Source organism: Mycobacterium sp. ITM-2016-00316 (assembly GCF_002968335.2).
Lineage (GTDB): Bacteria > Actinomycetota > Actinomycetes > Mycobacteriales > Mycobacteriaceae > Mycobacterium.
On record NZ_CP134398.1, the window covers coordinates 5,672,856 to 5,692,750 of the forward strand.

At 68.1% G+C, this 19,895-nt stretch carries 24 protein-coding genes; 12 read left to right on the plus strand and 12 right to left on the minus strand.

All coding sequences use genetic code 11. The annotated features are described in order from the left end of the window. From C6A86_RS27495 to C6A86_RS27510, 4 genes are read right to left on the minus strand one after another with little or no spacing between them, the layout of a single operon-like run. Positions 1–828, minus strand: coding sequence for a class I SAM-dependent methyltransferase (locus C6A86_RS27495; RefSeq protein WP_105366000.1), 828 nt, complete (start codon positions 826–828; stop codon positions 1–3). 32 nt (positions 829–860) lie between these two features. Continuing rightward, positions 861–1,874 (minus strand): NAD-dependent epimerase/dehydratase family protein, encoded by a 1,014-nt coding sequence (locus C6A86_RS27500; RefSeq protein ID WP_105366001.1) that lies wholly within the window; start codon positions 1,872–1,874, stop codon positions 861–863. Beyond that, positions 1,871–2,371 (minus strand): nuclear transport factor 2 family protein, encoded by a 501-nt coding sequence (locus tag C6A86_RS27505; RefSeq protein WP_105366002.1) that lies wholly within the window; start codon positions 2,369–2,371, stop codon positions 1,871–1,873. Before C6A86_RS27505 ends, C6A86_RS27500 begins: the two co-directional genes overlap by 4 nt. Before the next feature lie 20 nt (positions 2,372–2,391). Next, on the minus strand, positions 2,392–2,841 hold the full coding sequence (locus tag C6A86_RS27510) for a hypothetical protein (RefSeq protein WP_233213238.1): 450 nt from the start codon (positions 2,839–2,841) through the stop codon (positions 2,392–2,394). Between the two features lie 70 nt (positions 2,842–2,911). Here C6A86_RS27510 and msrA point away from each other — a divergent pair, with 70 nt between their 5' ends. Further along, the gene (gene msrA, locus C6A86_RS27515) at positions 2,912–3,421 is read left to right on the plus strand and encodes a peptide-methionine (S)-S-oxide reductase MsrA (RefSeq protein WP_105366003.1); all 510 of its coding nucleotides are present in this window, start codon (positions 2,912–2,914) and stop codon (positions 3,419–3,421) included. 50 nt (positions 3,422–3,471) lie between these two features. On the opposite strand, the gene C6A86_RS27520 is transcribed toward msrA, so the two are convergent. Beyond that, positions 3,472–4,800: a cytochrome P450 gene (locus tag C6A86_RS27520; protein ID WP_105366004.1), complete on the minus strand. Its 1,329-nt coding sequence runs from the start codon at positions 4,798–4,800 to the stop codon at positions 3,472–3,474. 107 nt (positions 4,801–4,907) lie between these two features. On the opposite strand from C6A86_RS27520, the gene C6A86_RS27525 reads away from it, so the two are divergent. Then, positions 4,908–5,498: a TetR/AcrR family transcriptional regulator gene (locus C6A86_RS27525; protein WP_105366005.1), complete on the plus strand. Its 591-nt coding sequence runs from the start codon at positions 4,908–4,910 to the stop codon at positions 5,496–5,498. Here C6A86_RS27525 and C6A86_RS27530 read toward each other — a convergent pair. Next, positions 5,470–6,039 (minus strand): TetR/AcrR family transcriptional regulator, encoded by a 570-nt coding sequence (locus C6A86_RS27530; protein ID WP_105366006.1) that lies wholly within the window; start codon positions 6,037–6,039, stop codon positions 5,470–5,472. The genes C6A86_RS27525 and C6A86_RS27530 overlap by 29 nt on opposite strands. A gap of 54 nt (positions 6,040–6,093) precedes the next feature. Between C6A86_RS27530 and C6A86_RS27535 the strand changes: the two genes are divergently transcribed. Further along, entirely contained in the window at positions 6,094–6,741 is a 648-nt protein-coding gene (locus C6A86_RS27535; protein ID WP_105366007.1) for a class I SAM-dependent methyltransferase, read from the plus strand. Here the strand turns inward: C6A86_RS27535 and C6A86_RS27540 are convergent. From C6A86_RS27540 to C6A86_RS27555, 4 genes are all read right to left on the minus strand, one after another. Beyond that, positions 6,738–7,802, minus strand: coding sequence for a prenyltransferase (locus C6A86_RS27540; protein WP_199196420.1), 1,065 nt, complete (start codon positions 7,800–7,802; stop codon positions 6,738–6,740). The two genes, C6A86_RS27535 and C6A86_RS27540, sit on opposite strands and share 4 nt — an antisense overlap. 6 nt (positions 7,803–7,808) lie before the next feature. Continuing rightward, the gene (locus C6A86_RS27545; protein WP_105366008.1) at positions 7,809–8,543 is read right to left on the minus strand and encodes a class I SAM-dependent methyltransferase; all 735 of its coding nucleotides are present in this window, start codon (positions 8,541–8,543) and stop codon (positions 7,809–7,811) included. Next, positions 8,537–9,796 carry a glycosyltransferase family 4 protein gene (locus tag C6A86_RS27550; RefSeq protein ID WP_105366009.1) on the minus strand — a complete coding sequence of 420 codons (1,260 nt, stop codon included), beginning with the start codon at positions 9,794–9,796 and terminating at the stop codon, positions 8,537–8,539. Before C6A86_RS27550 ends, C6A86_RS27545 begins: the two co-directional genes overlap by 7 nt. Positions 9,797–9,863: 67 nt before the next feature. Next, positions 9,864–10,436: a hypothetical protein gene (locus C6A86_RS27555; protein WP_105366010.1), complete on the minus strand. Its 573-nt coding sequence runs from the start codon at positions 10,434–10,436 to the stop codon at positions 9,864–9,866. Between the two features lie 101 nt (positions 10,437–10,537). Here C6A86_RS27555 and C6A86_RS27560 point away from each other — a divergent pair, with 101 nt between their 5' ends. The 5 genes from C6A86_RS27560 to C6A86_RS27580 are packed head-to-tail and all read left to right on the plus strand — an operon-like array spanning position 10,538 to position 14,794. Beyond that, positions 10,538–12,370 (plus strand): hypothetical protein, encoded by a 1,833-nt coding sequence (locus C6A86_RS27560; RefSeq protein WP_105366011.1) that lies wholly within the window; start codon positions 10,538–10,540, stop codon positions 12,368–12,370. Next, positions 12,367–12,513, plus strand: a complete 147-nt coding sequence (locus C6A86_RS27565; protein WP_199196421.1) for a hypothetical protein — start codon at positions 12,367–12,369, stop codon at positions 12,511–12,513. The genes C6A86_RS27560 and C6A86_RS27565 overlap by 4 nt, the downstream gene beginning before the upstream one ends. After that, positions 12,510–12,917: a hypothetical protein gene (locus C6A86_RS27570; RefSeq protein WP_233213239.1), complete on the plus strand. Its 408-nt coding sequence runs from the start codon at positions 12,510–12,512 to the stop codon at positions 12,915–12,917. The genes C6A86_RS27565 and C6A86_RS27570 overlap by 4 nt, the downstream gene beginning before the upstream one ends. Further along, positions 12,914–14,227, plus strand: a complete 1,314-nt coding sequence (locus C6A86_RS27575) for a hypothetical protein (protein WP_105366012.1) — start codon at positions 12,914–12,916, stop codon at positions 14,225–14,227. Before C6A86_RS27570 ends, C6A86_RS27575 begins: the two co-directional genes overlap by 4 nt. Positions 14,228–14,245: 18 nt before the next feature. Next, positions 14,246–14,794 carry an isochorismatase family protein gene (locus tag C6A86_RS27580; protein ID WP_105366013.1) on the plus strand — a complete coding sequence of 183 codons (549 nt, stop codon included), beginning with the start codon at positions 14,246–14,248 and terminating at the stop codon, positions 14,792–14,794. A gap of 1 nt (position 14,795) precedes the next feature. Here C6A86_RS27580 and C6A86_RS27585 read toward each other — a convergent pair whose 3' ends face one another. Further along, on the minus strand, positions 14,796–15,626 hold the full coding sequence (locus C6A86_RS27585) for an enoyl-CoA hydratase/isomerase family protein (RefSeq protein ID WP_105366014.1): 831 nt from the start codon (positions 15,624–15,626) through the stop codon (positions 14,796–14,798). Between the two features lie 52 nt (positions 15,627–15,678). Between C6A86_RS27585 and C6A86_RS27590 the strand changes: the two genes are divergently transcribed. The 3 genes from C6A86_RS27590 to C6A86_RS27600 are packed head-to-tail and all read left to right on the plus strand — an operon-like array spanning position 15,679 to position 17,754. Continuing rightward, positions 15,679–16,131 (plus strand): MarR family winged helix-turn-helix transcriptional regulator, encoded by a 453-nt coding sequence (locus tag C6A86_RS27590; protein WP_105366015.1) that lies wholly within the window; start codon positions 15,679–15,681, stop codon positions 16,129–16,131. Beyond that, entirely contained in the window at positions 16,128–16,949 is an 822-nt protein-coding gene (locus C6A86_RS27595) for an ATP-binding cassette domain-containing protein (protein WP_105366016.1), read from the plus strand. Before C6A86_RS27590 ends, C6A86_RS27595 begins: the two co-directional genes overlap by 4 nt. A 7-nt stretch (positions 16,950–16,956) precedes the next feature. Further along, complete coding sequence (locus C6A86_RS27600; RefSeq protein WP_199196424.1) at positions 16,957–17,754, plus strand: ABC transporter permease; 798 nt, start codon at positions 16,957–16,959, stop codon at positions 17,752–17,754. An 8-nt stretch (positions 17,755–17,762) separates the two neighbouring features. On the opposite strand, the gene C6A86_RS27605 is transcribed toward C6A86_RS27600, so the two are convergent. Beyond that, entirely contained in the window at positions 17,763–19,004 is a 1,242-nt protein-coding gene (locus tag C6A86_RS27605; RefSeq protein WP_105366056.1) for a maltokinase N-terminal cap-like domain-containing protein, read from the minus strand. Between the two features lie 70 nt (positions 19,005–19,074). On the opposite strand from C6A86_RS27605, the gene C6A86_RS27610 reads away from it, so the two are divergent. Continuing rightward, entirely contained in the window at positions 19,075–19,878 is an 804-nt protein-coding gene (locus C6A86_RS27610; RefSeq protein ID WP_105366017.1) for a HugZ family protein, read from the plus strand. Positions 19,879–19,895 lie beyond the last annotated feature (17 nt).

Consider the following 19,895-nt stretch of genomic DNA (forward strand, 5'->3'; position numbering starts at 1 on the left):
TCAGAACGAATAGCGGTGGTATTGCGCCATATAACGCAATACCGACACCCTCGACATCGCGTTTGCCAGCAGCCGGTAGGCCGGACGCACCAGATCGAAAGCCACAGTGTCAAAAGGGGATACCCAGGCCAGCAGCCGCGTGCCGGGGACATTCCGCAGGATGTCATCGGGACCGTTGACCGCCCAGCGCAGGGTGGCACCCGAACGACGCACCACCGAATTGGACCACTGCGATCTGATACCCAGCGAATTGAAGGCGTCGAACTGCAATTCCCCGGTGCCGCAATGCTCGACGACCCGGTTGAGCAGATCGAGACCGTCGGCCTCGGTGAGATACATCGTCAGGCCCTCCCCGATGGCCAGCACCGGCGCCCCGACCGGGACGTCACGCAGCCACGCCGGATCGGTGACAGAGGCGGGTACCACGTGATAGCCCTCTCCACCGGCCGGCAGCAGTCGGCCGCGCAACTCGGCGACCTCCGGGTAGTCGATGTCGTACCACTGCACGCCCGGCCCCGGCGCCACCCGGAAGTATCTACTGTCCAGTCCGCAACCGAGATGCAGCACAGTGGCTTTCGGATGGACCGCCAGGAACTGGCGCACCCAGATGTCGAAGTGCGCCGAGCGGGTGGTGACGGCCGGGGACCGCCGCGGGGTGATGGTGGTCTGCGTCCAGTCGTAGTCGATACCCGCGACGGCCTGTTTGGCCCAGCGGTCGTTGAGAATGGGCCGCGGCAAGTCGGCATCCAGTGCCTTGGCGTACAGCGTGGCGAGCATGGTCTGCGGCGCGCCGGTCAGATCGACGCGCACGTGGTCATCGGCGGTCATGTGTCACCACGCTAGTACCGAACCTCGAACGGTCAGCCCGCCTTTTGGCGCTTGGCCGCACGCAGTCCCACCCAGAACCGGGCGGCCTCGCGAATGGAATCTTCCACCGGCGCCGGCTGCCAGCCGAGTTCGCGGGTGGCCTTGCCGTGATCGACCGGGGCCTCTGCCCGCATCAACCGCAGCGACGCCAGCGACAGCCGCTCGTCGGTGCGGCGCAACCGGCCCTTGATGGTGCCCATGGCGGCCAGCAGGTAGGTCAGCGGTAGCGGAATGGATCGGGCAGGCGCGGGAACACCGGCTGTCTCGGCCGCGATCCGGGCCACCTCGGCATTGCTGATCATCTTCTCCGAGATCAGGTACCGCTCACCGACGCGCCCCTTCTCGGCCGCCAAGATCAGCGCGCGTGCCGCATCGTTGACACCCACCGCTTCGAGTTCGATACCACTCATCACGAACGGCAGCTTGCCGAACGCGGCGCCGGCGATGATCGCGCCGTGCGGAGTCCGGCCCCAGTCGGTGCCGCCGTAGGTGGTCGACACACACATCGCGACCGCGGGCAGCCCGCGCTCCCGCGCGTACTGCAACACCAGCTTCTCGGCCTGCACGCGCGAGCGCACATACGGCGTGAGCTTCCGCTCGTCGGCGATGTCCTCCTCGGTGGACACCCGGCCACGCCGGCGCCCCACGGTGGCGTAGCTGCTGGTGAAGACGAATTTCTGCAATCCCGAGGCGATCTCGGGGCGCACCGCAATGTCCAGCACGTGCCGGGTGCCGTCGACATTGGTGTGGAACAGCGGTGACGGGTCGCGCAGCCAGCCGCGGGTGTCCACGACGCAGTAGTAGATGACATCGACTCCGGTCATCGCCGCGATCAGCGCCTCGTCATCCCAGATATCGCCGATGAACCGCTGCACGTCGAGATCGTCGATGCCGACGGTGTTGGCCCCCTCACGCGCCATCACCCGCACGTCCTGCCCGTCGGCGACAAGTTGTCGCACCACGTGCGAGCCGAGGTAGCCGTTGGCACCGATGACCAGAGCCCTCATCGGGCCATGCCCTTCATCCATTCGGCCGCCTCGTCATCGAGCGTGCCGAGTTCCTGGGCTTTCTTGCACCACTTCATCGCCGCGGACAGGAAGCGCAGCGGGTTGTAGACGTCCTCCTGGCGGCGCCACAGCCCGTCACCGGCATAGGTGAGGATCGACATGTTGGTGGCGCTGATGATGGTGCCGTCACCGGGGTCGCGCATCGGGTTGTCGAGCTCGCAGATCACCCGCGAGGTGGCCTCGTCGATGACGGTCCACAACGCCGGGAATGCGGTCATGTGGTTTCCGGGAAAACTCTCCATCGTCTTCCAGATCCACGGGCGCACCTGGTCGCGGCCACGCATGGTGCCCGCGGCGTGCTCCACGTACTCGACGTCGACGGTGTACTGATCCACCCACGGGTCCCAGTTCCGGGTGCGGGCGGCTTCGGCGACCGTCTGCTCGAATGTCGCGAATGCGTCTGTCAGCTCATCACGGGTGAACAGCGTGCTCGTCACACCACAAACTAGAACACGTTCTACCTGGGTTTGTCGAGGTTCGTTCCTGCCGCCAGCACCACCCGGTCGCCGAGCGGTTCGTCCAGCGCGATGTCCAGCGTGCCGGGCACCGCCAGCGTGATGCACATCCGCCCGATCGCCTCCGGCGGCACACCACTGTCGAGGTTCACCGTCACCTCCTCGGCGGTCTCCTGGACGGTGGCGTGCACGCCGAAGCACTCCGCGGGGCCCGCGGTGAAGTTGACGGCCAGCCCGTCACCAGTGCGCGTCCAGGACTCGACGCTGGTCACATGCGGGTTCAGGATCATCGGATTCTCGGCGAACACCGTGCGCCACTGATCGGCGGGCACCTCGGGCGGGGCATCGACCGGGGGCACCGGCGGGTCGGCGGAGGCCGACGGCGGAACGGTTACCAGTAAGCCGCCGACCAGGATTAACCCGGCGTGCGCTGTGGTTACAGCTCTACGCATGGGTTCCACCGTAGCGGCGGAGCACAATGGATGCTGACCGTGTATGTGACTGCTGAAGGAGTGATGGCGCATGAGCGACAACCAGAAGGCGATCCTGGCCGGCGGCTGCTTCTGGGGTATGCAGGACCTGATCCGTAAGCAGCCCGGTGTGGTGTCCACCCGGGTGGGCTACACGGGCGGGCAGAACGACCACGCGACCTACCGCAACCATCCGGGCCATGCGGAGGCCATCGAGATCGTGTTCGATCCGGCGCAGACCGACTACCGGTCCATCCTGGAGTTCTTCTTCCAGATCCACGATCCGTCGACCAAGAACCGGCAGGGCAATGATGTCGGTTCCAGTTACCGCTCGGCAATCTTCTACGTCGACGACGACCAGAAGGCCGTCGCGCTGGACACCATCGCCGATGTCGACGCCTCCGGTCTGTGGCCGGGCAAGGTCGTCACCGAGGTCGTCCCCGAGGCCGACTTCTGGGAGGCCGAACCCGAACACCAGGACTATCTGGTGCGCTACCCCACCGGGTACACCTGCCACTTCCCGCGCCCGGGCTGGAAGCTGCCCAAGCGGGCCGCGGTCTAAGCGGCTCCAGCCCTCCGGTTCTATTTCCCGGGTCGCTGCGCTCTCCCCCGCTAGCGGGAGGTGCCCCCAGCCCTCCGGTGCAGGACAACCCGGCCGCCACGCTTGGGGGTGAAGGCCACTCCTCGCGAGTGCACCTTCTCCCCGGGCGCGGTGGTGGTGGCAATGGTGAAGTGCCGCAGCACCGTCCGTAGCACGATGTCCATTTCGACATTGGCGAATACCGCGCCGACGCAGCGCCGGGTCCCGCCGCCGTAGGGCACCCAGGCCAGCGGCGGACGGTTGCCGATGAACCGCTGCGGGTCGAACCGTTCGGCGTCCTCGAACTCGCGCTCGTGCAGCTGGGAAAGGCTGACCACGATCGAATGGCCCTGCGGTATGACCCATTCGCCGAGTTCGAAGGTCGGCGAGTAGACGTGCCTGCCGGAGAAGTCGATGACGGTCCTGGCCCGCTGAGTCTCCAGGATGACGGCCTGGCGGTACTCGTTGTCGTCGCCTGCAGCCTCCTCGACCAGCCTGGCCAACACCTCAGGATGCCGGCTGATCCGCTCGAACACCCAGCCCATGGTGGACGCCGTCGTCTCGTGCCCGGCGGCCAGCAGGGTCAGTAGTTCGTCCGCGATGTCCTGGCGCGACATTGCCGTGCCGTCCTCGTAGGTACTGCGCAGCAGCAGCGCCAGCACGTCATCCCGTTCGTCGAGCCGCGGATCGGCGGCGACTTCGTCGATGAGACGTCCGACGACATCGTCATAGCGGCGGCGGTAGTCGGCCAGCCGGCCCCACGGGTGCCAGCGGCCGTATTCCCGCTTGGGAGTCGGCAGGGTGGCGCAACGCGAGCCCAGCGTCACCCACGGCGGAATGATCCGGCGCAGCTCGTCCAGGTGTGCGCCGTCGGCGCCGAACACCGCCCGCAGTATCGCGTTCAGGGTGATCCGCATCATCGGATCGAGCGTCGGAAACTCTTGTCCTACCGGCCAATTCGCGGACTCGCGCAGCGTCTCCTCTTCGAAGATCTGCTCGTAGTTCTTGATGCTCTTACCGTGGAAAGGCGGCGTGAGGAGCCGGCGCCTGCGCTTGTGCTCGCCGCGGTCGAGTGCGAACACCGAACCGGGCCCGAGTATCCGGGACAGGTTCGGCTGGATGTTGCCGACGTCATCGGGGCTGGCGGTGAACAACTGCTTGGCCAGTTGTGAATCGGTGACGATCACGGTGGGGCCGAAAACCGGCAGTTTCATCGTGAACGCCGGACCGTAACGGCGTGCCAGCCGCGCGACGACGGGGCGGCGGAAAAGCGCGAATCCGATGCCGGTCAACGTCTTGCCGGCGGTGGGCCCGGGTGGCAGATGTACGGCGGGAACTTCGGTGATGGTCGCTTCGCTCATGGACGCACTCCAGACCGGGTGTTGGTACTGCGCTGTACCGCAGGTGTGTGAGCCACGGTACTCCGTGGTACCAGCGCTAGGCAAGAGTAATCGGCAAGGATGGCGCGATGGAGGCAAGTCGGCCATTTCGCATCCGCCTGTTCAACGGCCTGGCGTCTTCCATCGCCGAACGTGGATACCGGGCCACCACGGTCGCCGACATCGTGCGACACGCCCGCACCTCGAAGCGCACGTTCTACAGCGAATTCACGGACAAGGAGCAGTGTTTCGTCGAGCTGCTGCGCGCCGACCACGAGCAGCTACTGGTCGCGATCCGGACCGCCGTGGACCCCGAATCGGACTGGCGGTTGCAGATCCGCCAGGCCGCCACCGCCTATGTGGACCACATCGGCGCGCGGCCGGAGATCACGCTGAGCTGGATCCGGGAGCTGCCCGCGCTCGGCGCCACCGTGCGGTCCATTCAACGCGCAGCCATGAGCGGGCTCACCGAACTGCTCGTCGAGCTGTCCAGCAGCCCGGGCTTCCGGCGTGCCGAGCTCGCACCGGTACCGCGTGAACTCGCCGTCATCCTGCTCGGCGGGCTACGGGAGCTGACGGCACTGACAGTGGAGGACGAGCTGCCCACCGCGTCGATCCTGGAGCCCGCGGTGCTCGCCTCCGAAGCGCTGCTCAGCGCAGGATCAGCCGCGCGGATTTGAGCAGTCGCAGGGAAATCTCCGGGTACGCCTCATATCCCATACCCGCCCACACCAGCGTTCCGGTGTAGAGCAGTTCGAGCGCTTCGATGACGTCGGAGTCCACCGCAGCGCCCAGGGCCGCGACCAGGCGGGCCCGGATGTCCGCGCCGATGCGCCCGCGCAGTACATCGACATCGGGATCCTTGCCGAGCAGCGCGTTGGTCACCGCGCCCGCGAACTCGGGTTCACCGGCCACCAACGACGAGATCTGCTCCAGCACCTCGAGCACGCGCGTCGCCGGATCCGACGATTCGTGCTCGGCGAGCGGGGATTCGACGAGTCTGCGCCAGAACACCTCGGCAACGAGGTGCTCCTTGGAGGAGAAATAGGTATAGGCGGTGGCGGCTCCGACGCCGGCCTGTGCGGCCACCCGGCGCACTGTCAGCGCCGAGAATCCCTCGCGGCCCAGCAGTTCGAGCGCGGCCTTGCCGAGCCGGTCGACGGTATCGGCCTGCTTGGCGCTCAACCTGCGGCGCGTCGACTCCAGGGCCGTATCGGACACGTGTCCAGACACTACTGCAACCGCCCATCACCAGCAACGGTAGGTTTATCTGCCATGAGCACCGCCGACACCGCCCTGCCCGCCGAGGCCGCCCGCCTGTTCGAGTTCGCCGAGCAGGTCATCGGCTTCATGCCCGCCGACGAGGGCCGCGCCCTCTACGACGCCGCCGTGCACTATCTGGCCGGTGGTGTCGGCGTCGAGATCGGCACGTACTGCGGCAAGTCCACCGTGCTGCTGGGTGCGGCCGCCGCCCAGGTCGACGGCGTCGTCTACACCGTCGACCACCATCACGGGTCCGAAGAACACCAGCCCGGCTGGGAGTACCACGACACCGGGCTCGTCGATCCGGTCACCAAGCGCTTCGACACCCTGCCCACGATGCGCCACACCCTGGACCTGGCCGGCCTGGAGGACCACGTGGTGGCGATCGTCGGCAAGTCCCCCACCGTCGCCCGGGTCTGGGGCACCCCCGTGCAGTTCCTGTTCATCGACGGCGGCCATACCGAGGAGGCCGCCCAGCGTGACTATGACGGCTGGGCCAAGTGGGTGGCACCCGGTGGCGGACTGGTCATCCACGATGTGTTCCCCGACCCGAACGACGGCGGACAGGCTCCCTTTCACATCTACCGCCGCGCCATCGATTCCGGTGACTTCAAGGAGATCTCGGCGACCGGATCGCTGCGGCTGCTGGAACGCGTTTAGACGCGGTCGCAGGCGCAGTCGAATTCGCCCTCCAGGCCGCGCGGCAGCTCGGCACCGTGGAAGATGCCGCCGGCCGGGGTGGTCCGGGACAGCGCATCGGCGGCCAGGACCATCGCCGCGCCGGTCCAGGTGGTGCGCTCCACCGGCCAGCGCTTGCCGTCGGTGAAAACCAGTCCGGTCCAATAGGATCCGTCCACCTCACGTAGATGTTGCATGGCGGTGAACTGCTCCAGGGCGCGGGTGCGGTCACCGACGGCATCCAGCGCCATGACCAGTTCGCAGGTCTCCGCGCCGGTCACCCACGGCCGGTGGTCGACGCAGCGGATACCCAGACCCGGCACCACGAAGTCATCCCAGCGGGATTCGATGCGGGACAGTGCGGCCCCACCCTGGACGGCTCCCCCGAGCACCGGGTAGTACCACTCCATCGCATGAGTGTCCTTGGCGTTGAACAGTTCCGGATGTTCGGCGATCGCGTGCCCGAGCTGGCCGACGGCGACCTCCCACTCGGGCTGCGGATCACCGAGGTAGTTCGCCAGCGCCAGGGCGCACCGGATGCTGTGGTAGATGCTCGCGCAACCGGTGAGCAGGGCCTCGTCCATCATCCCGGCATCGCTTCTGGCCCAGCTGATCTGACCGCCCGGTAACTGCATGCTGAGCACGAGCTCGATCGCCCGGCTGACCGTGGGCCACATCTGTACCGCGAACCGCCGGTCCCCGGTGATGAGCACGTGATGCCAGACGCCGGTGGCGATATAGGCGCAGAAGTTGCTGTCGGTGTTGGCATCCTCGATGACACCGTTGCGCAACTGGATCGGCCAGGAACCGTCGGCCCGTTGAGTGCGCCGACACCAGTCGAATCCGGCGCGGGCCGGCTCGAGAAGGCCTGCGACGGTCAAGGCCATCAGGTTTTCGACGTGATCCCACGGGTCGGTGTGACCGCCGACCGACCAGGGGATCGCGCCGTCGGACTCCTGGGTGGCGGCAATGGACTGGGCCGTCTGCAGGCACTGCTGCGGCGTCAGCACCCCTGACACACCTGGAATCTCGTGGCGACGCATGGTGTGCTAGGCGCCCGGCTTTTCGAAGGCCGTCGGCTTTTCAAAGTACAGAGCGACACTCTTACCGATCACCGGGTTGAGCGCGGCCTCGGCCTGCCGGGTCAGCCACGGCCGGCTCATCATGTCCCACACCAGGAGCTTGTGGTAGGCAGTCACTACGGGATGATTCGGCTTGTCCACCCCGACAGCGCATTTCAGCCACCAGAACGGCGCGTGCAACGAATGCGCGTGCTCGCGGTGGGTGAATCGCATGCCACGGCTCACGACCTTGTCGCGCAGTTCGTCGGCACGGTAGATCCGGATGTGCCCACCCTCATTGGCGTGGTACTCGTCCGAGAGCAGCCAGCACACCTTTTCGGGTAGCCAGCGGGGCACGGTGATGGCAAGCACGCCACCGGGTTTGAGCACCCGGACCAACTCGGCGATGGCGGCGTCATCCGCCGGGACATGCTCGAGGATCTCCGAGGCGATGACACAGTCGAAGCTGCCGTCGGCATAAGGCAGCGCCAGGGCATCGCCCTTGACGGCCTCCGCGGTGGCCGACGCGGGCGCCTCGCCCTGCTCCTTCATCGCGGTCAGGATGGCGTCGACATCGTTGAGATCCTCGACACTCTGATCGAAGGCGATGACATCGGCGCCACGCCGGTAGGCCTCGAAGGAGTGCCTGCCCGCGCCGCAACCGACATCGATGACCGATGTTCCTGGCCCGACGCCGAGCCGGTCGTAGTCAACGGTCAGCACGCTGTGCGCCCTTTCTTCGTGGTGACGGCGGTTCTCTCGATGGCCCGCTCGTACACGGCGACGGTCTGCGCCGCAACGGATTCCCAGCTGAACACGTCCAAGGCCCGACGCCGGCCCGCGGCACCGAGGCGGTGCCGTTCGGCCGGTGAGTCCAGCAGTTCGCCGAGCACACCGGTCAATTCCTCGACATCGGCGGGCCGCACCAGGCGCGCACATTCGCCCTCATCGCCGAGCACCTCGGGCAGCGCGCCGGCCCGGCTCGCCACGATCGGGGTACCGCTGGCCATCGCCTCCACCGCGGGCAACGAGAATCCCTCGTAAAGCGAGGGTATGCAGGCAATTTCGGCCGATGACAGCAGCTCGGCAAGCGCTTCGTCGGACAGGCCGCTGGACACGTTGACGATATCGGAGATGCCCAGTTCGGCGATCAGCTTCTCGGTCGGCCCGTTGGGTTCGAGCTTGGACACCAGTTGCACATCCAGGTTGTGATGCGCACGCAGCCGCGCCACCGAGTGCAACAGATTGCCAACACCCTTGAGCGGCACATCCGCGCTGGCGATCGCGATGATCCGACCGGGCACCCGGTCGGCAGCGGGCTTGAACAGTTCGGTGTCCACACCGAGGGGCACCACGTGCAACTGCTCGTCGCTCACCCCGAAGTCCTCGGCGATATCGGCGGCCGATGTCGAGGAGACGGTCAGCAGTTCCGGGATCGCCCGCGCGACCTTCTTCTGCGTCTCCGCGAACGCGTACCAGCGCCGCACCAGCGGCTTGCGCCACCATGTGGCGGCGGCCACCTCGAGCACCCGGTCGCGGGTGATCGGGTGGTGCACGGTGGCGACCACCGGCAGGCCGCGCTTCGCCATTGTCAACAGCGCCGAACCCAGGCTCTGGTTGTCGTGGATGACGTCGAACTCGTCACCGCGTTCGGCCATGATCCGGGCCACCCGCAGACAGAACGTCTTGGGTTCGGGAAACCCGGCCGACCACATGGTTGCCAGCTCGAGCAGATCGATGCGGTCCCGGATCTCGCGGGGGTGCGGCACCCGGAACGGATCGGGTTCGCGGTAGAGGTCCAGGCTCGGCACCTTGGTGAGCCGCACCCGCGGGTCCAGCCCGTCGGGATAGGGCTGGCCGGAGAACACCTCGACCTCGTGGCCGAGTTCGGCGAGGCCTTGAGAGAGGTAGCGGACGTAGACACCCTGGCCACCGCAATGCGTTTTGCTGCGATAGGACAGAAGGGCTATACGCACGTCAGCTCGATCCGCTGAACTGCAGCGCAAGCATACTGGACATGTGTCCAGACTATAGTTCGACGGACTAGGTGGCGCAACGCGGCCGGGGTCGCCCGGGAACGGGCAGGACAAAGGCGAACGGCCTGGGGAAGCCGAGGCCGTTGAGCTCCGCGCGCCGCACCGCGGCAACGTCCACCACGCGCGTTCTGCCCGATGACGGTTCGTAGCAACGCAATTGGCCATCGCCGGCCGGTACGTCGGTACCGGGTTCGACTCCGACGATCAGCACCCAGTGCCGCGGAATGAACCTGCCGACCAGCATCGCGACCGGAAAACCGTCGCGTATGGCGGCAACCACGTCGTCCAGTGGATCTGTTCTGCGCAGCAGGCCCAGGCACAGTCGCCACCGGTACCGCACCGGACTGTGCTCACCGATGGCGCCGGCCAACCCGCGCGGCGTCATCCCGAGACGCCGGGGCCAGATCCGGTTGACCGCATGGTGGACCCGCACCTGCTCGGCGTCGAACCAGGACGCCGCAGCGGCGCCGCCCAGCGGCGTGCCGTAGTCGGGCTTCAGCAACGCGGCGGCCAGCACCGCGACGGAGGGACCGCAGCTGATTCCGTCGCGTTGGCGCAGGCGCAGACCGGCGAACTTCATGGCCTTCCAGGGTAGCCATTTCTGGTACCCCTGGTATCGGGTATCTGTTTCTGGCAACATTACCGACCAGTAAATCCGCAGGACGGCAAACGGGGGTGGGCATGTCAGGCACGTTGAGCGTGTTGGCGGAGGCGGGCACCGAGGGTGGTGGCGCCGATCTCGACCAGATCATCGGCGTATCGATCGCCACCGGCATCATCACCGCAGGGCTGTTGTGGATCGGCATCCTGCATCGCACGCGCCGGATCACCTGGCTGGACACGCTCGCCACCAAGGTCGGCGTCAAGATGAATCGGCCGCCCTGGGTGGCGCTGCCGACGCTGCTGTTCACCTCGACCATCATCTGCGCGATGTTCGGGTTCATCTGGGATGTCAGCCTGCACATCGGCAAGGGCCGTGACTCGGGCCCGCTGGCCAACCCGGCGCACTACTTCATCCTGGTGGGGCTGTTCCTGCTGTTCATCGCCGGATCGTTGGCCATCATCCTGCCCTACGAGAAGCCGGGTCCGGCGGCACTGCGGATCACCAGAACCTGGTACGCGCCCGTCGGCGGTGTGCTGATGGCCGCCTGCGGGCTGTACGCGCTCATCGGTTTCCCGCTCGACGACGTCTGGCATCGCATCTTCGGTCAGGACGTCACCCTGTGGGGGCCGACCCACCTGATGCTGATCGGCGGCGCAGGCCTGTCCCTGGTCGCCGTCCTGCTGCTCGAACACGAGGGCCGCATCGCGATGGGACCCGATGCCGAGGTCACCCCGCGGAAGATCCTGCGCTACTTCGCTTTCGGTGGGCTCGTCATCGGCCTGTCGGTGTTCCCCGTCGAATACGACTTCGGCATCGAGCAGTTCCGGCTGGTGCTGCACCCGATGCTGATCGCGGCCGCCGCGGCGCTGGCTCTGGTCGCCGCCCGGATCACCCTCGGCAGGGGCGCCGCGCTGGCCGCCGTGCTGTTCGCGCTGCTGATCCGCGGGCTCGTCGCAGCCGCGGTGGGCCCGGTGCTCGGCGCCCCCTACAGCTGGTTCGCGCTCTACCTCGGCCCGGCAGTGGTGGTCGAGTTGTTGGCGCTGACACCACTTCTGCGGCGCCCCATCCTGTTCGGCGCGGTTGCCGGCGCCGGCATCGGCACGGTCGGCCTGTGGCTGGAATCGTTCTGGATCGACGCGGTCTTCATGTACCCGTGGCCGGCCTCCATGTGGGTGGAGGCCGTGGCCACCTCGGTGCCGGTGGCCGTCCTGATGGGGATGTGCGGCGGGCTGCTCGCCACCGTGCTCACCGGCCGCCCGTTGCCGCGGCGCGCGGCGAGCATCGGGGTGGTGGTGCTGACGGTGCTGACCGTCGGCGCGGCGGTCGGCAACGGCCTGAACATCGCGGTGCCGCAGAACGCCGGCGCGCAGATCACGCTCACCGAATTGCCCAGCCCGGCCGGGCAGCGGCTGGTGAGCGCCGACATCCGGGTAACCCCGGCCGACCTGATCAGCGATGATCCCCAATGGATTTCGATGCTGTCGTGGCAGGGCGGCCTCGACAACGAGCGCGGGTTGATCGTGGACAAGCTGGAGCGCCTCGGGCCCGGCCACTACCGCACCACCCGCCCGGTCCCGGTCTGGGGCACCTGGAAGACCTTGGTACGCGTGCAGGACGGCCGCACCATGACCGCCGTCCCGATCTTCCTGCCCGCCGACCCGGGCATCGGAGCCACCGAGCTGCCCGCCGAGGCGTCGATGACACGGGAGTTCACCCAGGAGATCGAAATCCTGCAGCGTGAACGCAATCTGGACGTGCCGGGCTGGCTGTTCACCGCGGCATCTCTCGTCGTCCTGCTGTGCTCGCTCGTCCTGATCGCGGCGCTGAGCTGGGGTGCCGGCCGGATCAACGATCGGGAGATGCGTGCGCACAGCAGCGCTGAGACCAAGCAACCCGTCCCGCTGACGTGACCTACCTGGCCGACCACCCCCTGCTACTCGCCCTGCCCGCGTTCGCCCCCGCCGTGGTGGTCGCCGCGGTGGTGGCGTGGGTGGCCATCCGGGACCGCCGCAGCCCCGACCCCGACGAGAATCCAAGTGAGGACGCAGATTGAGGACATTGATCGCGGCGACCGTCGTGCTGACCGGGGCCGTGCTGGCCACCGCGGGCTGCGCGAGTCCCACCAAGGAACAGCCCGACCGGTCCGCGGCCACCGCGGCACCGGCGCTCACCGATCAGCAGGCTGCGCCGGAACGGGTCGTCATCGACGTCACCATCTCCGGTGGGCAGGTGACGCCCGTCAACCAGCAGGTGCAAGCCGCGGTGAAGCAGCCGATCATCATCCGGGTCAGCAGTGACGCCGCGGACGAACTGCACGTGCACGCCAGCCCCGAACACACCTTCGCCGTGAAACCCGAACCGCTGCAATCGTTCCAGTTCGAGGTCGAGGTACCGGGCAAGGTCGACGTCGAGCTGCACGATCTGAACCGCGTCGTCGCGACCATCACGGTGCAGTGACCACCACGGCGGTCCTCGCCCACGGCCTGGGCGGCTCGGCCGATCTGCCCATCCCGTTCACCTACGCGGTGGTCGGCGCCGCGTGGACGCTGACGCTCACCTTCGCGGTGGTCGCGCTGGCCTGGCGCACACCACGTTTCGATCCCGACACCCCGGGCCGTGCCCTTCCGCGCTGGGTCACCACCGTCGTCGACGCGCCGGTGACCCGGTGGCTGATCGCCGCGGCCGGGCTGGCGTTCACCGCGTGGGTGGCCGTCGCTGCCGTCACCGGGCCGCAGGACTCCCGCAACGCGCTGCCCGGCGTCTTCTACGTGCTCCTGTGGGTCGGCCTGGTGGCGCTGTCGCTGTTCCTGGGCCCGGTGTGGCGAGCGATATCGCCGGTGCGCACGGTCCTGCGCCTGCTGCGTGTCACCCGCGACAGCGTTGCTTTCCCCCGTCGCTTCGCTCGCCCATATCCGCGCCGGCTCGGGTACCGGCCCGCCGCCGCCGGATTGTTCGCCTTCGTCTGGCTTGAGTTGGCCAGCCCCGACCCGGGATCGCTGACGGCAGTCAAGATCTGGCTGCTGATCTACCTCGCGGTGACACTCGTGGGCGGGCTGCTGAGCGGACCTCGCTGGTGCGCGCATGCCGACCCGTTCGAGGTCTACAGCATGATCGCCTCCCGGTGTGCACCGTGGCGCCGCAACCCCGACGGCCGCATCGCCGTCGGCAATCCGTTCAACCAGCTGTTGTCGCTTCCGGTGCGGCCCGGCACCGTGACCGTGCTGGCCGTGCTGCTGGGATCCACCGCGTTCGACAGCTTTTCGGCCATGCCGGTGTGGCGCAACTTCGTCGACACCCACACCTCGGGCGCCTGGGATGCCAGCGCCGTCAAGACCGCGGGACTGCTGGTCTTCGTGGTGACGGTGGCGGTGACCTTCAGCCTGGCCGCCGGGGCGACCGGAGGTGTGGACCGCGAGGGCCGCCGCGCGCTGCCCGGGCTGATGGCGCATTCCCTGGTGCCGATCGTCATCGGCTACGTCTTCGCCCACTACCTGACCTATCTGGTCGAGAAGGGCCAGCAGACCGTCCACGCTCTCATGGGAACCCCGGACGCCCAGGTGTATTACCTGCTCTCCATGCATCCGTCGGTACTGGCCTCGCTCAAGGTCGGCTTCGTGCTGCTCGGACATGTGGCGGGCGTCATCGCCGCACATGACCGCGCACTACGGGTGCTGCCCAAGGGCCATCAGATGACCGGCCAGCTCGCGATGATGCTGGTGATGGTCGGTTACACATTCACCGGCCTGTACCTGCTCTTCGGTGGTTGAGGGGACTACGGTTGAGCCATGCGAGCGCTGATCGTGGTCGATGTGCAGAAGGATTTCTGCGAGGGCGGGTCCCTGGCGGTCGACGGCGGCGCCGCCGTCGCGCGGGGTATCACCGAACTGCTGTCCGGGCACGATTACGACCATGTGGTCGCCACCATGGACTTCCACATCGATCCCGGCGAGCATTTCTCCGACACCCCCGACTATCGGGTGTCCTGGCCCCGGCACTGTGTCGTGGGCACCCCCGGGGTGGATTTCCACGAGGATCTCGACCCGGCCGCAGTGCAGGCGGTGTTCACCAAGGGTGAGTTCTCGGCCGCCTACAGCGGTTTCGAGGGCACCGATGCCGACGGTACGACGCTGACGGACTGGCTGGCCCAACGCCAGGTGAACGCCGTCGACGTGGTGGGCATCGCCACCGACTACTGCGTGCGGGCGACGGCGCTGGACGCCGCGGCGGCCGGGTTGCGCACCCGGGTGCTGTTACCGCTGTGCGCCGGGGTGGCCCCGGACTCGACGGCCGAAGCCGTGGCCCTGCTGCGGGCCCGCGGCATCGAAGTCATTTAGCTCAGTCCCGGGTCCCTTCGCTCCAGCCCGCCGGACGAGTAGGGTCCACCGGCCGCCCGGTCCATCGCGGGGCACGGCGCTCCAGCTGCGCCCGCACTCCCTCGGCGGCGTCGTCGTGGGCCATCAGCTTCAGGTGGATCTCCGTCTCGCGCGCCCCGACCTGCTCGCGGGTCAGATCGAACGAATCCCACAGCAGCCGCTTGCTGGCCGCCACCGACATCGGCGCGGTGTTCTCGGCGATGTCGGTGGCGATCGCGAGCGCCGCGGGCAGCACGTCGGCGGCCGGCAGTACCCTGCTGCCCAGCCCGAGCGCCACCGCCCGGTGACCGTCGAACATCGCGCCGGACAACAGGATCTCGGCCGCCGTGGCGATACCGACCAGCCGCGGGAGCACCCAGTGCGAGTAGGCATCGCCCACCACGCCGCGGCGCACCTGCACGATGCCGTACTTGGCGTCGGCGGCGAAAAACCGGATGTCACACTGCAGCGCCAGCGTCAGGCCGAGCCCGATCGCGTGCCCGTTCACCGCGGCGATCACCGGTTTGGCCAGCGTCCATGCCGGCACCGGGAAGCCGGCCGCACTGAACCCCTCGCCGGGCGCGGTGAAGGTCTGCGCGCCCGCACCCAGATCCGCCCCTGCGCAGAACGCCGGCGGGGTGCCGGTCAGCACGATGACGCGGATCTCGTCGGCCGCGTCACACCGCGTGAGCGCATCGGTCAGTTCCTCGCGCATCCCGTCACCGACGGCGTTGCGCTGCCCGGGGCGGTTCAGCGTCACGGTGGCGACGCCGGCGTGCACGCCGGTCAGCAACGTTCGGTACTCGGGCAGCACTGGCACTCCTTCCGCTCGACCAATATATCTGTAGCAGAGGTACCCTTTGTGGGTGGACACGCGCAGCGATCTGGCCGGTGAACTGTTCGCCGTGGTCGGCCGCTTCCGGCGACAACTGCGACGGTCCACCGGCGGCGGGTTCGACCGCACCGGACTCACGCAGTCCCAGGCCGAACTGCTGCGCCTGGTCGGCCGCCGCCCCGACATCTCGGTCCGCGAGGCGGCCGCCGAGCTCGGACTGGCCGCCAACACCGCCTCCACCCTGGTGTCCCGGCTCGCCGCCGACGATCTGCTGGACCGCACCGTCGACAGCACCGACCGCCGGGTCGGCCGGTTGCGCCTCACCGACGCGGCGCAGGATGTCGCGGATCGTTCGCGGCTCGCCAGGCGCACCGCACTGGCCGGCGCCCTCGAAACACTCGATGCCATCCAGATCGACGATCTGACAAAGGGGTTGGCCGTCATCGCCGAGCTGACCCGACTTCTGCAGGAGGACCAGCAATGACCCAGCCACCGGCCGTCGACTGCCGGGGCCTGACCCACCGCTACGGCAAGTTCACGGCGGTGTCCGGCCTCGACCTCCAAGTGGCGGTCGGCGAGACCGTCGGCCTGCTCGGCCCCAACGGCGCGGGCAAGACCACCGTCATCCGCGTGCTGACCACCCTGACCCCGGTGCAGCAGGGTGAGGTGCGCATCTTCGGCCTCGACGCCCGGCGCGACACCATGGACATTCGCTGCAACATCGGCTATGTCCCGCAACAACTTTCCATCGAGGCCGCGCTGACCGGTCGGCAGAATGTGGAACTGTTCGCCCGGCTCTACGATGTGCCGCGCCGCGAACGCGCCGACCGGGTCGCCCAGGCGCTGGACTCGATGCAACTCTCCGATGTGGCTGACAATGTGGCAGGCACCTACTCCGGGGGGATGGTGCGGCGCCTGGAACTGGCCCAGGCACTGGTCAACCGGCCGTCGCTGCTGTTGCTCGACGAACCCACCGTGGGCCTGGATCCCATTGCCCGCGACAGCGTCTGGGATCAGGTGGACCGCATGCAGACGGAGTTCGGCATGGCGGTGCTGCTGACCACGCACTACATGGGCGAAGCGGATGCGCTGTGTGACCGAGTGGCGCTGATGCACCACGGCGTGCTGCAGACGCAGGGCACCCCGGCCGAACTCAAGGCCGGCCTCAAGAACGAAGCCGGTCCGGAGGCCTCCCTGGAAGACGTGTTCCGCCACTACGCCGGTTCCGATCTCGACGAGTCCACCCCCGCGGGCCTGCGTCAGGTCCGCGCCGCGCGAAGGACGGCCCGCCGTGTCGGCTGACACCACCATCACCCTGATCCGGGCGCCCCGCGGCTGGCGGCGGTTTCCCGGAATCGCCAACCGCATCGGGACTTTCGCGCTCGTCGAGCTGCAGAAGCTGCGTCACGACCGCACCGAACTGTTCACCCGGTTGGTGCAACCCGCGCTGTGGCTGCTGATCTTCGGCCAGACCTTCTCCCGGCTCGATGTGATCGACACCGGCGACGTGCCCTACCTGGCCTTCCTGGCACCGGGGATCATCGCGCAGTCCGCGCTGTTCATCTCGATCTTCTACGGCATCCAGATCATCTGGGACCGGGACGCCGGGATCCTCGCCAAATTGATGGTGACGCCCGCCCCGCCCACCGCTCTGATCACCGGGAAAGCCTTTGCCGCAGGCGTCCGTTCGGTCGTTCAGGTCATCGGTGTCGTCGCGCTGGCCTATCTGCTCGGTGTGCACATGACGGTGAATCCGCTGCGGATCCTCGGGGCGATGGGCGTGGTGGTACTCGGGTCGGCGTTCTTCGCCTGCCTGTCGATGTCGCTGGCGGGCCTGGTCCGCAACCGGGACCGGTTGATGGGCATCGGGCAGGCCATCACCATGCCGCTGTTCTTTGCCTCCAACGCGCTCTACCCGGTGGAGTTGATGCCGCAGTGGCTGCGCTGGTTGTCGGCGATCAATCCGCTGAGCTATGAGGTGAATGCGCTTCGCGGACTGCTGATCGGCACCCCCACCAACGCCGTCCTGGACATCACGGTGCTCGTGGTGGCCGCGGTGCTCGGCGTGGTGACGGCCGCAGCGCTGCTGCGCAGGCTGGTTCGCTAGGTTTTTCGCTAGGTATTCAGCAGCCGCCCGATCGCCTTCAGGGGGATCGGCAACCAGTCCGGCCGGTAGCGCGCCTCGTAACCCGCCTCGTAAACGGCCTTGTCCAGTTCGTAGGCACGCAGCACCGCGGCGGCGGCGAGGGGGTCGGTATCGCCGACCGCGGCGTAGCCCGCGCAGAACGCCGCGCCGTTGTCATCAGCCCACTGCCGCGCCGCGGCCTCGTCACCACCGGCGCTCAGTAGTCGCTGATGCGCGGCGTAGTCGTAGGAACGCAGCATGCCCGCGACGTCACGCAGCGGCGAATCGGGACGCCGGCGCTCCTCCAGCGGTTGCCCCGGTTCGCCCTCGAAGTCGATGAGTAGCCAGCCCTGCGGGGTGTGCAGCACCTGCCCGAGGTGTAGGTCGCCATGGATGCGGTGTTCGATCGACGCCTCGCCGGCCACCGCGCGATAGTGCTGCTCGATCGCCGGAACGTGGGCACCCAATTCGGGCACCCGTGCTGCGACGGCGTGCAGCCGGTCGGTCATGGTCTGCGCTGGGAAGGCTCCGACCCGGGTGCCCAGGGCCTCGGCGAGCGCACGGTGCACCGAGCCGACGGCCGCACCGAGCCCGCGGGACTGCTCGGCGAAGTCGTCGCCGGCTCCGGTGATCGCCACCTGCCAGCCGTCCACCGAGTTCGGCGCGAATGCACTCGCCATTCCGAGCATGTATTGCTCTGCGCCCCAATCGATCTCATATGATCCGAGCAGCGCCGTGACATACGGATTGCCGGCGAGCGCCCGGGTCAGCTCGATATCGGGGTTGATCCCCGGAGTGACACGGCGGAACACCTTGAAGATCGTCTGCGCACCGAACACCACGCTGGTGTTGGACTGCTCGCCGCCGAGCACCCGCACCGGGGTGCCCGGCCCCAGATCCGCACCCGGTTCCCGGATGAACCGGACCGGCCCGATCTGCTTGTCGGCCTCGATGAACGCCAACAGCGCCCCGGCGGCCTCCGGGTCGGCCATCGCATCGAATCCCGAGCGGTCTCCGTCGGCGCCGATCAACGCCGAGTCCGCGCCGGTGTCCCAGCGCACCAGCACCTGGTAACCCTCGACAGGGCCGTCGGTGTAGGCGACCTCCAACAACACCAGGTCCAGATCGGATCCCAGCGCCTCCACCACGACGGGACGGACCTCCGCGATCTCCCGTCCCCGGCCCGAGTACCAGCGCTGTGCGGGCAGCCAGCGGTCGAACGGCAGATTCATGGTCATGATCTTTCCCGTACCCGACTGCGCGCGCTCGTACACGTGACGTCGGCTCGGTTACAGTGCCGACGTGGCTGAATTGCGTGATCACGGTGACCCCGGCGACGCTCCGTCGGTGCCGCCACCGCTGACCCCGCCGGTGGACATGACCCGTCCGTCGGCCGCCGAGGAGGCGCGCACCATCGCCGCCGCCACCAACACGGGCACGCTGGCCACCCTGACCGCCGACGGCGACCCCTGGGCCTCATTCGTCACCTACGGGCTGCACGACGGCGCCCCGGTGCTGTGTGTGTCCAACATGGCCGAGCACGGCCGCAACCTGGCGGGCGATCAGCGCGCGAGCATCGCGATCGTCGCCCCGGACGCCCCGGATGACCCGCTGGCCTCCGGACGCGTCACGCTGGCCGGCAGAGTCGTGCGGCCCACCGGGGCCGCCCTGGACGGCGCCCGGGCCGCCCACCTGGCCGCCGTGCCCGCCGCCAAGTACTACATCGACTACAGCGATTTCGCCCTGTGGGTGCTGCAGGTTGAGCGGGTCCGCTGGGTCGGCGGGTACGGCCGGATGGATTCGACAACGGGTGCCGACTACACCGCGGCGGCGCCCGACCCGGTCGCTCCGCACTCCGCCGGGGCCGTCGCCCACCTCAACGCCGACCACGCCGACGCGCTGGTCGCGATGGCGCAGAACCTGGGTGGCTACCCCGACGCCACCGCCGCAACCTGCACCGCAGCCGACCGGTACGGCCTCGACCTCCGGGTCAGCACGCCCCGCGGGATCGCCTACACCCGGGCCGGATACCTGGCACCGATCAATGGCATCGATGAATTGCGCTCGGCCGCAGTCGAGCTGACCCGGAGGGCACGGCAGGGCTGATCGCGCCGGTGGTCGTG